This is a genomic window from Krasilnikovia cinnamomea (assembly GCF_004217545.1).
Taxonomy (GTDB): Bacteria; Actinomycetota; Actinomycetes; order Mycobacteriales; family Micromonosporaceae; genus Actinoplanes; species Actinoplanes cinnamomeus.
Genome location: NZ_SHKY01000001.1, coordinates 172125 through 186826, shown reverse-complemented (window position 1 = coordinate 186826; position 14702 = coordinate 172125). Strand labels below are relative to the sequence as shown.

Sequence of the window (14702 nt, the reverse complement as noted above, 5' to 3'; positions counted from 1 at the left end):
CTATCCTGTCGCGGCGGTGGCGGCCGGTCGCTCGGCCGGCTCGCCGAGGATCTCCCGGCGCAGGCGCGGGTACGGCCCCCACCCGTCGCGGAGCACGTGGATGTAGACCGCCTCCAGGGAGACGTCGACGCGTTCCACCAGGTCGAGGTCCTCGGGGTCGCCGAGCCGGATCGCCCGCGCGAAATGATCCAGGGCCTCCATGTGCCGTCCCTGGTCGAAGCAGCTGCGGCCGGCGTTCTCGTGCACCACGCTGCGCAGCACCGGCGGCGCCTCGGAACTGGCCGCCACCTCGAACAGGCGGTCCGCCTCGGCGTGGTCGCCGCGCAGCCGCAGCACGTGTGCCAGCTCGGCCTGCGCGATGACGATCGCCTGCACGTCGCCCGAGGACTCGGCGTGGCTGAGCGCGAGCCGGCTGGCGGCGGCGGCCATGCCCAGCTCGTCGAGCAGGCGGTACACCTCTGCCCGTACGGACAGCAGCCCGGCCCGGGTCGCGTGGTCCGCCTCGCCGGCCAGCGGCTCGTCGAGGCGGACCCCCAGCTCGCGCAGGGCGTCACGGTCGTCGACGACCTCGCGCAGCGTTCCCCCGTCCAGCCGCCAGCGGATCGCGGCCAGGTCCTCGGCGGACAGTGGCTTGAGCGGGCGTACGGGGGTTTTCGGCTCGACCGGCTCCGGGCGGGACATGACCGACGGCTCCGGCCGCTCCGCCGTGGTGTTCCCGGCGGCGTCCTCCGGTTCCTCGTCCGCGGGCAGCGTCGGGTGCGGCACCACGACCGGCTGCTGGCCGGTGGCCAGGTTCGTCAGCATGTCGGTGATGTCGAGGTCGACCACCATCCCGGGGGCGCGGTCGGCGCCCGACGCCGCGTCGGCGGTGACCGTGGCCGGCGCGCCACCGGCGTCCGGGCCGGGGGGTGGCGCGTCGGCGTGCGGCGTGAACCAGCCCCCGGACAGGCCCGCGTCGGCGTACTGACGGGGTGCGGTGTCCGGGCCTGAGGTGGCGAGCCGGGCGATCGGCTTCAGCGGGCCGTCGCCCGCGGTCTGCGCGGACGGCCGTCCGCCAGGGGGCGGAGGAGTCCTGGTCGGAGCCGGGTGGGCCGGTCCGCCCCCGGCCGCCGCGGGCTGCGGCGCCGGTGCGGTGCTGCCGGTGGCGGGTCCCGGTGGCACCGCGCGCGGGGGTGCCGCTGCCCCGGGGGCCACCGGCAGGGGAGCGGCGGCTGCGGGGACCGGGGTCGGGGGAACCGCCGGTGGGGCGGGAGCGGGCGCCGGAACGGCCGGCGGGGGAACCGCGCGCGGCGCGGCGGCGGGCGGCGCGGTGGCCGACCGGGGCACTCCGGGTACGGACGGTCCGGCCGCCGGGGTGGCGGACGGTGGCGGCACGGGCGGCCGGACCCGTGGCGCTGACGTGCCGCCCGGAACGCCGGAGGCGCGCCGGGGATCCGACGACCCGGGAGCCTGGGCCGGGGTCGCGGGGGTCTGGCCGGATGACGCGGGCGCGTGGGCGGACGACGCGGGAGCCTGGGCCGGTGGCGCGGGGGCCGGGGACATGGGGGACCGGGGCGGCGCGCTCGCCTGCGCGGGCGACACCGGTGCGGATGTACCGGCCGGGGCGACCGTGGCGGCGGGCATCGCCGCGGGTGAGGTGGGTGCCGCGACGGGGCCGGTGCCGGACGGATCCGTCGTGGCGGCCGGGCTCATGCCGGGCTGGACCGTCGGCGGCGCCGGTGGGATCACCCGAGCCGGTCCCACCTGCGGCGTGGTGCCGACGACCCGGGGCATCGCCGGCGGTTCGGCCTTCTTGATCACCCGGGGCGCGGGCGGCGGGGTGGCCTTGCTGATGACCCGCGGCGCCGTCGGCGGATTCGCCTTGCTGAGCACCCGGGGGCCCGTGTCGGCCGGCCCGGACTCGGCTCGACGCTCGTCACCGCGCGCGTCCTCGTCGCCGCGCTCACGGCGCACCCGTGCGGCGGGGTCGAGGGGCTGGCCGTACTCGCGTGCGGCGGGGTCGAGGGGCTCGTCGTACTCGCGACCGCCGCGCTCGTCGTACCGGTCGGGATTCGTGCCCTGCTCGTGCCGGAAGGCGCGTTCTTCGTCCCAGCGACCGGAGTACGGCGCCCGGTCGTCCCATGTCTCGGCGTCGTCGGTGCGGTCGCGGCGCGTGTCCTCGACCGCGGCGCCGCCCCGGGCAGCCGGGGACGGCGACCAGTCCTCGTCCTCGTCCGGTTCCACGGCGGCGGGGCGATCGGCAAGCGGGGTGGCGTCACGCTGCGCGAACTCCCCGGGCCGGCCCGATTCGGCCCAGCCCGGCGCGCCGTGCCCCTGCCGCTCCCACGGCGGTCCGTCCCACCCTGGGCCAGCGGAACCGGGACCCCACGGGCCGGGGAAGCCGGGGCCGGTCCAGCCGGGGAAGCCGGGTCCGGGGAACGGTCCGCCGGTCCACCCCGGCAATCCCGGCGCGGGGAACGGGGCGCCGTACTGCTCCGGAGTGGTCCCGGGGCCGCCCGCCGGAGCGCCCGGTTGCGGCCGGTGACGGCGCGGGTCGGGCGGCAGCAGTTCGCCGTGCAGCACGTCGTCGCGACGATCGCCAGCGGGCGGGCCGTCCCGCCGGTCGCCCGCGGTCCCCCGCCCGGACCGGGCATCGGCACCGTCGACACTGGCGTGGCCCCGCGCGGCGGGGAGGTCGTCATCCGGCCAGGTCCGGCTGTCCGGCCGGTCGCGGCGCGGCTGGCTGGCATCCCGCCACCCGGTCCCGCGCCGCTCTGTCCCACGCCGGTCGCGCTCCGATCGATCCGCCCACCCGGTCTCGCGGCCGCTCCGCTCGCTGTCCCAGCCGGTCTCACGGTCGTCCTGCTCGCTGTCCCAGCCGGTCTGGCGGTCGCTCTGCTCGCTGTCCCAGCCGGTCTGGCGGTCGTCCTGCTCGCGGCCCCAGCCCGTCTGCCGGTCGGCTGGATCCGTCCAGCCGGGCTTCCGGTCGACCTGCTCCGTCCAGCCGGGCTTCCGGTCGACCTGCTCCGCCCAGCCGGGCTTCCGGTCGGCCTGCCCGGTCCAGCCGGTCTCGCGGTCGGCCCGGCCCGGCCGCCCGCTGGCGCGCCGGTCGCTGTCGAGCCGGTCCGTCCCGTGCCCGTCGTCGCCCGCCCAGCCGACCGCGCGCTGGCTGTTGTCGGCCCAGCCCACAGGCCGTGGCGTCGCGTCGCTGCGGCGTGAGCCGTCGCGGCCGGGGGCCGGGTGGCGGCCCGGCTCGTCCGCCCAGGCCGCCGAGTCGTCGCGTCGCGCCCTGCCGTCCCGCCACGCCGCGTCGTCCGCCCAGGCGATGTCGTCGTCGGCCCAGGCGGCCGCGCGGGCGGCGCCGTCGCCCGAGCGGGGATCGCCGGACGGTACGTCGGCCCGCCGCCGGCCGTCGTCCTCGCCACGGCCGGAGTCGTTCCTGCGGGACGGAGGCCGGTAGAGGTCCAGCGGCGCGTCGCTCACCGGCTGTTCGGGGACCCGCGCGCGGCCGGACGCGGGCCGGTCCGCCGGGCGTGACGGCACGCCGTCGTACGCGCCGGGGCCACCGCCGGTACGCCGCCCGCCGGGCCGTCGGATCGGGCCGTCGTCGTCGGGCTCCCAGCCGGCGCCGTCCGCTCCGGTAGCGCGGCGCCGTGGCTGCCGGTCGCGTGGCTCGTCCCAGTCGGCGGCGGGCGCATCCCACTCGTCGTCCGCCGCGTCCCAGTCGTCGCCCTGCTCGTCCCAGTCCGCGGTGTCGGTGTTCCAGCCGGGACCGGCGGGCGCCCGCCGGTCCCGGTCGCGGTCCTGGTCACCCGTGCGCTGCCCGCCCCGGGCCGCGAACGCCGGGTCGTCGAGCCAGCTTGGACGTTCGGCGTCGAACGCGGCCCGGATCCGTTGTTCCCGGCTCGCTGACTGTGCGTTATTGCGCTGGCGCCGTTGCCGACGGACCGCGAGCTCGTCGTACGCGGCCTCCCCGTCGGCGTCGTCGGCCCATTCGTCGCGCCCGCCCGAGCCGTTGCGGCGCGACGGGACGGGCCGGTCCACATACGCATACCGGTCGTGGGCGATCGCGGTGTTGTCGGCGTACCCGACGGCCTGATCGGAGTATTCGGCGTCCCAGTACTCGTCGTCTTCGAAGCTCATCGGGCCCCCTCGGCGCGGTGCCCGCCGCGGGGGCGGCCGCCGGTGGGCAGGCGGTCGCCGGGAAGGCGCCGTCCGCTCCGGTGCCGCATCCCTGCCCCCAGTCCTCGCCGCGTCCCTGTTCGCGCCTGTCCGCGCGCCCGATACCACCTTCCCACGCGGTCGAGACGGAAGGTTAACCATGGGTTTGTGGCGTGCGCCAGGGCCCCTGGAAGCGCTTCACCCACCCCGTGGACGTCGGTGGTATGCGGGTCGGCCCGGCGCGGTGGTACGCCGGGAGGTGTCCCGTCAACGGACTGTACGCACGGGCGTGCGCTCTGGTTCACCCGAGCGGCCAGCCCGTACACCCGGTCGGTGGCAATTGACCATCCGTTGATGTGGTGCGGGTATGTGAATGCGTTTCTTGTCATTGACCCGTTCGCGGGTCCCGCAGGGGGCGTACTGAAATTAAGCAACATTTAATGCAACACCCGCTGCCGAGGCGTGGCCCGGCCCGGCGACGGTCGTGAATCCTGAACCCCGATGTGACCGTACGTGATCACAGTAGATGTGCGCAGGGTTACGAGTAGCGGGCCCGGGCGCGGGGCAGCAGCCGGGTGATCGGCATCGGTGGCGCGGGCAGCGGGTCGCCGTCGTACCCGTGCACCACACCGAAGCCGCCGTCCACCCACCGCTGTCGCGCCTCGACGATCTCCTCGTGGTCGCGCGCGACGAAGTTCCACCACATCACGAGTGACTCGTCGAACGGCTCGCCGCCCAGCAGCACCAGCCGCGCCGAGCCGTCGCCCCCGGTCAGCCGGACTTCGGAGCGGCCCGTGCCCAGGTACAGCAGGGGGCCCGGCTGTAGCGCGGTCCCGGCCACGGTCGCGGCGCCGTCGAGCGACAGGACCGCGTACTCGAAATCCGGCCGCAGCGGCAGCCGCGCCGCCGACCCGGCGGCCAGCGTCAGCTCCGCGCCGACCAGCGGGGTGTGGCACGCGGCCGGGGAGGCCGCCCCGGCCAGCTCGCCCATCAGCACGACCGCCCGCAGGCCGCCGTCGGCGACCACGGGCAGGTCGGCGTGGTGCGCGAAGCCCGGCGCCATCGTCCGGTCGCGGTCCGGCAGGGCCACCCACAGCTGTACGCCGTGCAGCACGCCGGAGTGCCGCGCCGGGGTCTGCTCCGAGTGGGCGATGCCCCGCCCGGCGGTCATCAGGTTGAGCTGCCCCGGCCGGATCTCCTGGACGTTGCCGAGGCTGTCGCGGTGCAGGATCTCCCCGGCCACCAGCCAGCTGACCGTCTGCAGCCCGATGTGCGGGTGCGGCGCGACCCGCATGCCCGGCGCGCCCGCGTCGAGGTCGTCCGGCCCGTACGCGTCGATGAAGCACCACGCGCCCACCATCCGCCGGTCCCGGTTCGGCAGGGTGCGGGTAACCGCCATCGCGCGCGGGCCGCCCAGCGCCACCGGCATCCCCGCCAGCAGCTCGACCGCGCCGGGATCGGGGTCGCGAGCACTCACCGCGCCACGGTAACGCCCGAGTCCGGGCCCGTTCCAAACCCGAACTCTTCCGCGACCATCCTCGAGCCGCTGGTCTGCGCCCATGGGTGGCGTGTGCGCGCGTCCGCGCTTCGGTGTCGTTCGATCTTGATGAGTTGGGGTCGGCTGCGGACCTGAACTCACCAAAGAGTCTCGCGCCGCCACCCCCGAGCGGTCGCTCCCGCCATGGGCGGGCACATCGCCGCGTCAGGTTCGCCAAGCCCCATCCAAGCGGGCGCGGCTGAACCGGGCGACCAGCGGTCGTCCGGCACGCGACGCCGTGCTGGGTGGTGTGCTGGCGGACCGGTTCGGGGCCGCGAGCGTTTCACCGTGCCGCGGTGGCCGGCGCGTCCGGTGCGGGGCGCAGCAGCATCGCGCCCGCCACCAGCAGGGCCAGCGCCGCCGGAGCGGTCACCGGCACCACCAGCAGGGTGGCGGTCCGCCCCGCCAGCAGCCCGCCGAAGCCCACCGCCGAAACCCCCAGCACACCGAGGGTGCACAGGACCATCCCCAGCGCCGACCGCAGCGGGTGCCCCCCGCCCGGCACCACGGACGCCCGGGGCGCGTCGAAGCGCCGGAAGACGCTCACCAACACGGCCGTGAACAGCGCGGCCGCGCCCAGCCACAGCGGCCGCGTCAGCCACCACAGCACCCCGCCCGGCGCGCCGAGATCCCAGCCGCGGGCCGCGACGACCCCGACGACGGCGAACGCGGCGCCGAGATGCCACAGGAACGCGGTCATCGCCAGGCCGTTTCCGGCCACCACGGCCCGCCACACCCGGGCCCGGGCCAGCCAGCGGGTCGCGGGCCCGCGCAGCAGCAGGACCAGACCGGTCAGCCAGACCGCGTGCGCGGCCAGCGCCAGCGTGGGCGGCGACATGTTCGACACCGCCTCGCCGGGCACACCCACCATGGACACCGGGTACGGCCCGACGCTCGTCAGCACCACCAGCGCGAGCAGGCCCCCGCCCGCCAGCCACGCGCCCAGTCGGCGGCCGCCGCGCTGCAGCGTGCCGTCGGCGTACAGGAAGCCCAGCTGGTGCACCCCGGCCCAGACCAGCAGCAGGTTCAGGGTGGCCAGGCGGGTGTGGCCGCCGGTGAAGCGCAGCACGTCGACGACGGCGGTGGCGGCCAGCAGCGCGGCGGGCAGTGCGGGCGCCCACCGGCCCAGCATGCGGTGCAACGCCCACAGCGGCGGCGTCAGCGCCACCAGCGCCAGGTAGACGCCGAGGAACCACAGCGGCTGGGTCACCGTGCGCAGCGCCACCTTCACCAGACCCGCGTCCTGTCCAGCCAGTCCCGCCACGGCGGCGAGCGCCAGCCACACCGCCAGGAACACGGCCGTGGGCCGCAGCAGCCGGGCCGCGCGGGTGCGGGTGAAGTCGGCGTACCGGCCGCCGCGGCGGCGCAGCGACGCCCAGGCCGTGCCGTGGGCGAACCCGCCGACTAGGAAGAACACCGGCATGACCTGCAACAGCCAGGTCAGCGGCCGCAACGCGGGCACGGCGGAGAGCACGTTGCCGACCTCGACCGACCCGTCGGCCGCCACGACGGGTACGGCCATCAGCCAGTGCCCGAAGATCACCGCGGCCAGGGAGAGGACCCGGAGCAGGTCGACGTACCGGTCCCGGCTCGCCGGGGTACGCGCGGCCAGGTCGGCGGCGCGGGCGGCCGCAACGGGCGTACGGGATCCGAGGGTGACGTTCATGTCGGGCAGCCTGCCGCCTGGCGGGCCCGCCCGGATGAGTGTGCGTACGCAGAGCGGCCGAGTACGGTGCCCCAGCGGCTCAGGCGTCGAGGAGCCGGTTCGAGCCGAGCACCCGGGTGATCCGTACCTCGATCACCACCCGCAGCGGATTCGGCCGGGGCTGGCGGTAGCGGGCCGCGTACCGGTGTTCCGCCTCGGCGACGGCGGCGGGTTCGGCGCGGATCACCGCGACGCCCTCCAGGGTGCTCCACCGCGCCCCGTCGACCTGGCAGATCGCGACCCGTGCCCCGCCCGGCCCGGCCGCCGCGACGTGGCGCACCTTGGCGGAGGTCCGCGAGCTGATCACCCGGGCCAGTCCGGCGCCGGCGTCCAGGGTGGCGCCGACCGCGACCACGTGCGGCGAGCCGTCGGGCCGCAGCGTGGTGAGCGTGCACAGGTGCCGCTCCGCCCAGAACGCCCGCAACGCCGCCCCGCCGAGGTCCAGCCGCCCGCTCATGCGGCGCCTACCTGCCGCATGCGCTCGCGGCACTCGCTGCGCTCGGTGCACTCGCTCATGCGGGCTCGGCCGGGAGGATGCCGCGGCGGACCGCGGCGACCAGCCGGGCGTGGTCGCTCTCGACCTGGTCGGCGTAGGCGCTGGCGAACCGGCACAGCATCTGATCCATCTTGTCGCTGCCGCCGATGTACCCCGCGATCATGGACGCGCCACTGGTCCGCGCGTGGCTACGGGCCAGCAGGTAGCCGCACACCCCGGCGTAGTCGGCCAGCGCGGGGGCGTCGATGCCCTCGACCGTGATCGCCCCCTTCATGTCCCGGAACTGCCGCACGTAGTACTGCTGCTCGCCGATCGTGGCCCAGCCCAGCAGCGGGTCGCTGACCGTCTGCAGGGCCTGCTGGTACTCCACCACCCGCTGCCCCTGATGCCGGTGCCAGGCGGCGTCGCCGTGCTGGTGACGGGCCACCACGGAACGCCGGGCCTGCTTGAGCTGCAGGAAGATCACATCGTCGGGGCTGCTGCCCTCGCACAGGGCGACGTACGCGCGCAGCCCCACCGAACCGACCCCGACGACCTTGTGCGCGATGTCGACGATCCGGTACCCGCCCAGGATCCGCGCCCAGTGCGGCGGCAGCGTGTTCAGGTAGCCGTCCAGCGCCGCGGCCAGCCGGTCCTGGTCCGCCGCGCTGGGCCGGGTGATCAGCGGTGGCTCCTCGACGATGCGCCGGGTGCCGTCGCGTTGCTCGGTGAAGCGCGGCAGCGCCCGGTCGCTGGTGCGCCGCCGGGCCCGCCGGGCCGCCCGTTCGATCTCGTCCCGGAAGCTGGGCTTGCTGGCCACGGCCCGCAGCCGGTCGACGTCCAGCCGGTCGAACGAGCGGGCCAGCAGCGGCTGCTCCGCCAGGTGGCCGATCTGCTCCCGGTACTGCTCGATGCAGTGCAGCACGGCGTCGCCGCACGCGGTGTCCGCGAAGCCGTTCTGGCGGCCGGCGATCTGCACGCTGGTGGCCAGCCGGCGCAGGTCCCACTCCCAGGCGCCGGGATGCGCCTCGTCGAAGTCATTGAGGTCGAAGACCAGCTCCCGCTCGGGGGAGGCGTAGAAACCGAAGTTGCCCAGGTGGGCGTCGCCGCAGATAACCGGCGTGATGCCGGTGTACGGCAGGGTGGCGAAGTCGTCGGCCATGATGTTCGCCGAGCCGCGCAGGAACGCGTACGGGGAGGCGATCATCCGGCCCACCCGGATCGGGATCAGCTCGGGCACCCGCCCGGTGTGCGCCGCCATGAGCTGGTGCACCGGATCGATCCGGCCGGGTCCGGGCGCCCAGTGGCCGAGCCCGCCGCGCGGCGAGCGCTCGCGCAGGGACCGGCCCAGGCCGTAGCGCTCGGCCCGGGGGCGGGCGTCCAGCCGCAGCGAGGCGAAGCCCTGCTCCCGGCGGGTGCCCAGCACGACGTGGCCGGTGCCGGAGTCGGGTACCGCGTCAACATGCATCCGCCTGAGCTTACGGCCGCGAACACCGGGCACCGGTTACCGCCCGCCGCGGCACCGACGTACGCTCAGCGCGTGGATCTCAACGAGTCGGTGCGCACCCCCGCGTCGTGGGTCGTGGTGGGCCTGGACAACGGCGGCACCTGCAACAACGCGACGGTGCTCGACGCGACGGGCCAGTTCCTCGTCGAACACATGACGGAGAGTCCGAGCCGGGTGCAGGAGGGCCCCGAGCTGGCGGTCGAGGCGCTGGCCGAGGCGTTCAACGCGGTCCTCGACCTCACCAGCACCCCGCTGACCCTGGTCCGTGCGGTGGGCCTGGACACGCCGGGCCCGGCCAGCGCCGGCGGGGTGATCTCGTCGAAGGGCTCGACGAACTTCTCCCAGGAGGCCTGGCGCGGCTTCGACATCCGCGGCGCGCTGGAGAAGCGCATCGGCCTGCCGGTGATCTACAACAACGACGCGAACGCGGCCGCCCTGTACGCCCACCACCGGCACTTCGGCCCCGTGGCGGCGCAGCACTCGTCGGTCGCGGCGATCGTCGGCACCGGCCTGGGCGGCGGGGTCGTGGAGGGCGGCCGGGTGATCCGTGGCGCGGCGGGCATGGCGGGGGAGCTGGGGCACGTCCAGATCCCGATGCACGGCGTCCTGGAGGACGGCCAGCCTCTCCCGCAGTGCAACTGCGGCTTCGCCGGTGACGTGGAGAGCATCGCGTCGCTGACCGGCATCACCAACAACCTGCTGCCGTACTGGCTGACCCGGTTCCCGGACCACCCGCTGGCCGCCGAGCCGATCGCGCGGGCCGCCAAGCTGCTGCGCGGCTACGGCGAGCAGGACGACCCCCTTGCCCTGGCGGTCTTCGGCCAGCAGGCGCGGGCGATTGGCAAGCTGTTCACGATCGCGGCGAATTTCACCGACCCGTCGGCGTACTTCCTGGGCGGCGGGGTGGTGGAGGCCGCGCCGGCGTTCCGCGCCTGGTTCCTCGACACCGTGCGCGAGCACACCCAACTGCGCCGGGAGCAGGCGGCCGCGGCGACGTTCGCGCTCGTCCCGGACCTCGACATGGCCGGTGCGCGGGGGGCCGCCGTGGCGGCGTTGGAGTCGGTGCAGTCCGCGTAGCCCGGTGCGCTCGTCGTAGCAGGTGTGAAGCCTCATCGACATCTATGGATCTCGCACGCCCTCTTCAGTAGCGTCGGCCGTGCCCGTGCGGGGCATCGGCCCCGGACGTTCGAAGGGGGACACCTGATGCGTCGAAGCATCGCAACCGTCGGAGCCGTCGTGCTCGCGTTCGCCGGGTTCGCCCCGGCCGCGCCGAGCGCCGCGGCTCCCTCCGATCCCGGGCTGAGTGCCGCCGACCGCGCCTCGCTGGCCGCCGGTTTGCCGGTGGCGCCCAAGGCCGCCCTCGGCACCAAGCCGGCCAGCCCGAATCCGTATCTGGCAATGCTGCCGGACGCGGCCAAAGCCGACTACAGCGGCTGGACCAACTACCTGCAGCGCCAAGCGTCCGCGCGGGCCGCTGCCCGATTGAAGGCGCTGGCCAAGGCGCCTGCCGCGGCGCGCCCGGCCGCCTCCGCCGTGGTCGTCGACGAGGACGAACCGGACGGCAACCGCGGCTCCAATGACGACCCGGCGTCGGCGCAGCTGATCCGCAACTTCGGCACCGGCTCCGGGCAGGACTCGCGGCTGCGCATTCTCGGCAGCCTCGATCCCGAGTTCGTCAGCCCGACCACGATCGCGCCCAACCCCGAGGACGACGGCGCGATCCCGCTGGCGGGCGACACCGGCGTCGGCGCCGGAAGCGACGGGATCGTGACCGACGCGCAGATCGGCGACGGCCCGCACGGCTCCGCGGGTACGGGCACCAACGACTTCGACTTCTACAAGCTGACCGCCCCGGCCGGCAAGGTGATCACGGTCAAGACCGCGACCCCGGAGGGCGCGCTGGACACGGTCGTCGTGCTCTACGACCCGGCCGGCAACGTGCTGGCCGCCAACGACGACTTCGGCGGCAGCCTGGACAGCCAGCTCAGCTACAAGGTGCCGGCGCAGGGCACGTTCTACGCGCTGGTCGCGGCGTACAGCGGGCTGCCGGCCGACCCGTTCGACCCGGCCAGCGGTGACGGCGGGGCCAGCGAGGGTCCGTACAGCGTCACCATCACCTCGGCGGCGGACGACGCGGACTTCTTCGCGGTCAAGCTCAAGGCCGGTGACGTCCTGGGCGCCGCCGCCAAGGGCGCGAACAACTACCTCACGGTGTACGACACCACGCCGCGCGAGGTGCACGGCTCGCAGCAGGACGCGTCGTTCATCTACCCGATGGCCTCGCCGCTGCCCGGCGGCGCCAGGCAGGTCACCGACTACGTCGCCACCAAGGCGGGCTGGCACTACGTCGGTGTCTCCGGCGGCGCCGGCGGCTACGACATCACGGTCGAGGGCTACCGTCCCGCACTGCAGGGCGCCAGGCCGACCCAGACGCTGTACCTCGACTTCGACGGCGCGCGGGTGAACACCGGCGTGTTCGGCGGCGCGGGCAATGTGGACCTCACCCCGTTCTCGGCGTTCCTCGGCAAGTGGGGCATCCCGCGCGCCGACGAGGACCGACTCATCGACGCCGTCACCGCCAGCGTCACCGAGAACATCAAGCAGGACCTGGTCGCCAGCGGCCTGAACAACCGGTTCAAGCTCAAGGTGCTCAACAGCAAGGACGACCCGGACCCGTGGGGCAAGGCGAACGTGAGCCGCATCGTCGTGGGCGGCACGATCGCGGAGTCGGGCGTGCCGACGATCGGCATCGCGCAGAGCATCGACCCGGGCAACTTCGAGACCGAGGAGACCGCGCTGGTGCTGCTGGACGTGCTCAGCAACCCGGCGGGTGACCCGGCGTCGCTGAACACGTACCTGACGTCGGGCAGTGACCGGGTGGCCTTCGTCGCGCAGGCGCTGGGCAACGTGATCGCCCACGAGGGCGGGCACTTCTTCGGCAACTGGCACACGGACAACTCCGACGAGCACGCCAACCTGCAGGACTCCGGCGGCGCGAACTTCGACGTGCTGTTCGGGGTGGGCCCGGACGGGGTGGGCGGCACCGCCGACGACCCCGACGTCGACTTCGGCGAAGACCGGTTCAGCCCGGCGGAGGGCTTCGTCGGCACCGAGGACACGCTCGGCCGGATCGTGTTCGGCGTGACCAGCTGATCCGTACGCTCTGATCCGGCGGTGGCCGGGGACGCCCGTCGTCCCCGGCCACCCGCTTCGCTGCCAGGCGGTTTCGCCCCCGGCAGTACGCCTTACGCGTCACCGACATCGTGGAGCTTGATCGTTTGCTTCAGTAGCGTCAGGAGCGCTGTCCGGGGCGGGGGCCCCGGACGCTCAAAGGGGGACTCCTGATGCGACGAAGCATCGCCACCGTCGGGGCTATCCTGCTCGGACTATCCATCATCATCCCCGGCGCCGCGTCGCCCATCGGTGCCGCACCGCCCGATCCCGGGCTGAGTCCGGCCGACCGTGCCTCGCTGGCCGCCGGAATCTCGGTGGCGCCCAAGGCCGCTCTCGGTGCGAAGCCGAGCGGACCCAACCCGTACCTGGCGATGGTGCCGGACGCGGCCCGGGTCGACTACAGCGGATGGAACCACTACCTGCAGCGCCGCTCCCCGGCGCAGGCGGTCGCCCGGCTGAAGGCTCCGGGCGCGGTACGCCCGTCCGGCAGCACCCTGGTCGTCGACGAGGACGAGCCGGACGGCACCCGCGGTGCCAACGAGTCCCCGGCGACCGCGCAGCGGATCACCAGGTTCGGCACCGCCCCGACGAAGAAGCCGCGGATCCGCATCCTGGGTAGCCTGAACCCCGAGCTGGTCGTCCCGGACACCGTGGACCCCAACGCGGAGGACGACGGCGCCATCCCGCTGGCGGGCAACACCGGCATCGGCGCGGCGGGCCGCAAGGGCATCGAGACCAGCGCCCGGATCGGCGACGGCCCGCACGGCTCCGCGGGTACGGGCACCAACGACTTCGACTTCTACAAGCTCACCTCGACGCCCGGCAAAGTGGTCACGATCGCCACCGACACCCCGACGGGTGACCTGGACACGGTCGTGGTGCTGTTCGACCCCGCCGGTCAGGTGCTGGCCGCCAACGACGACTTCGGCGGCAGCCTGGACAGCCGCCTCGCGTACAAGGTGCCCGCGAGCGGCACCTTCTACGCGATGGTGGCGGCATACCGGGGTTTGCCGGCCGACCCGTTCGACCCGGCCAGCGGCGACGGCGACCCCGGCCGTGACGGCGACGATGAAGCCAGCGAGGGCCCGTACACGGTGGCCATCACCTCGGGCGACGACGACTCGGACTTCTTCGCGGTCAAGCTCCGGGCCGGTGACGTGCTGGGCGCCTCCGCCAAGGGCGCGAACACGTACCTGACCGTCTTCGACACCACGCCGCGAGAAGTGCACGGCTCGCAGCAGAACGCCTCCTTCATCTACCCGATGGCCTCGCCGCTGCCCGGCGGCGGCAACCAGGTCACCGACTACGTCGCCACGAAGGCGGGCTGGCACTACGTCGGGGTGACCGGCGGCTCGGGTTCGTACGCCGTCACGGTGGAGGGGTACCGGGCCGTCCTGGAACGGGTGCGGCCCATCCAGACGCTGTTCCTGGACTTCAACGGTGAGCGGGTGAACACCGGTGTGTTCGGCGGTACGGGCAACGTGGATCTCAGCCCGCTGGCGGCGTTCCTCGCCAAGTGGGGACTCACCCGCGCCGACGAGGGCAGGCTCATCGACGTCGTCACCGCCACGGTGGTGGAGAACCTCAGGAAGGATCTGACCGCCCGAGGCCTGAACAAGCGGTTCAAGCTCAAGCTGGTCACCAGCAGGAGCGGCGCCGACCCGTGGGGCGGGCGCAACGTCAGCCGCGTCGTGGTGGGCGGCACGATCGCCGAGTCCGGCGTGCCGACGATCGGCATCGCGCAGAGCATCGACCCGGGCAACTTCGAGACCGAGGAGACGGCCCTGGTGCTGCTGGACGTGCTCAGCGATCCGGCCGGTGACGACGCGTCGCTGAACACGTACCTGAGGCCGGCCAGCAACCGGATCGCCTTCGTGGGGCGGGCCCTGGGCAACGTGATCGCCCACGAGGCCGGGCACTTCTTCGGCAACTGGCACACGGACAACTCCGACGAGCACGCCAACCTGCAGGACGCGGGCGGGGCCAACTTCGGCGTGCTGTTCGGGGTGGGTCCGGACGGCGTCGGCGGTACGGCCGACGACCGGGACGTCGACTTCGGCGACGACCGGTTCAGCCCGGTCGAGGGTTTCGTCGGGATCGAGGACACCCTGGGCCGGATCGATTTCGGTGTGACCAGCTGAGCTGACCGGCGGCCGGGGCGGGT

8 protein-coding genes are annotated in these 14702 nt (G+C 74.5%); 3 read left to right on the top strand and 5 right to left on the bottom strand.

The window, feature by feature from the left end; genetic code table 11:
• The 5 genes from EV385_RS00740 to EV385_RS00720 all read right to left on the bottom strand — a co-directional run bounded on the left by EV385_RS00740 (position 1) and on the right by EV385_RS00720 (position 9325).
• Positions 1–4122, bottom strand: coding sequence for a hypothetical protein (locus tag EV385_RS00740; RefSeq protein WP_130507681.1), 4122 nt, complete (start codon positions 4120–4122; stop codon positions 1–3).
• 556 nt (positions 4123–4678) lie between these two features.
• Positions 4679–5539, bottom strand: coding sequence for a pirin family protein (locus tag EV385_RS00735; RefSeq protein ID WP_130512982.1), 861 nt, complete (start codon positions 5537–5539; stop codon positions 4679–4681).
• A 421-nt stretch (positions 5540–5960) separates the two neighbouring features.
• The gene (locus EV385_RS00730; protein ID WP_130507680.1) at positions 5961–7343 is read right to left on the bottom strand and encodes an acyltransferase family protein; all 1383 of its coding nucleotides are present in this window, start codon (positions 7341–7343) and stop codon (positions 5961–5963) included.
• 79 nt (positions 7344–7422) lie between these two features.
• Positions 7423–7839: a TIGR03618 family F420-dependent PPOX class oxidoreductase gene (locus tag EV385_RS00725; protein WP_130507679.1), complete on the bottom strand. Its 417-nt coding sequence runs from the start codon at positions 7837–7839 to the stop codon at positions 7423–7425.
• 55 nt (positions 7840–7894) lie between these two features.
• Complete coding sequence (locus EV385_RS00720) at positions 7895–9325, bottom strand: DUF2252 domain-containing protein (protein WP_130507678.1); 1431 nt, start codon at positions 9323–9325, stop codon at positions 7895–7897.
• A gap of 72 nt (positions 9326–9397) precedes the next feature.
• Here EV385_RS00720 and EV385_RS00715 point away from each other — a divergent pair, with 72 nt between their 5' ends.
• The 3 genes from EV385_RS00715 to EV385_RS00705 all read left to right on the top strand — a co-directional run bounded on the left by EV385_RS00715 (position 9398) and on the right by EV385_RS00705 (position 14679).
• Entirely contained in the window at positions 9398–10441 is a 1044-nt protein-coding gene (locus EV385_RS00715) for an ROK family protein (RefSeq protein ID WP_423203004.1), read from the top strand.
• Positions 10442–10567: 126 nt separating this feature from the next.
• Positions 10568–12517 (top strand): PPC domain-containing protein, encoded by a 1950-nt coding sequence (locus EV385_RS00710; RefSeq protein WP_130507677.1) that lies wholly within the window; start codon positions 10568–10570, stop codon positions 12515–12517.
• Positions 12518–12708: 191 nt separating this feature from the next.
• The gene (locus EV385_RS00705) at positions 12709–14679 is read left to right on the top strand and encodes a pre-peptidase C-terminal domain-containing protein (RefSeq protein WP_130507676.1); all 1971 of its coding nucleotides are present in this window, start codon (positions 12709–12711) and stop codon (positions 14677–14679) included.
• The last annotated feature ends 23 nt before the right edge of the window (positions 14680–14702 follow it).

Bases quoted from the DNA above. Each gene is read 5' to 3' on its own strand.
- EV385_RS00740 (WP_130507681.1), bottom strand. From the start codon at position 4,122: ATGAGCTTCGAAGACGACGAGTACTGGGACGCCGAATACTCCGATCAG.
- EV385_RS00735 (WP_130512982.1), bottom strand. From the start codon at position 5,539: ATGGCGGTTACCCGCACCCTGCCGAACCGGGACCGGCGGATGGTGGGC.
- EV385_RS00720 (WP_130507678.1), bottom strand. From the start codon at position 9,325: ATGCATGTTGACGCGGTACCCGACTCCGGCACCGGCCACGTCGTGCTG.
- EV385_RS00730 (WP_130507680.1), bottom strand. From the start codon at position 7,343: ATGAACGTCACCCTCGGATCCCGTACGCCCGTTGCGGCCGCCCGCGCC.
- EV385_RS00725 (WP_130507679.1), bottom strand. From the start codon at position 7,839: ATGAGCGGGCGGCTGGACCTCGGCGGGGCGGCGTTGCGGGCGTTCTGG.
- EV385_RS00710 (WP_130507677.1), top strand. From the start codon at position 10,568: ATGCGTCGAAGCATCGCAACCGTCGGAGCCGTCGTGCTCGCGTTCGCC.
- EV385_RS00705 (WP_130507676.1), top strand. From the start codon at position 12,709: ATGCGACGAAGCATCGCCACCGTCGGGGCTATCCTGCTCGGACTATCC.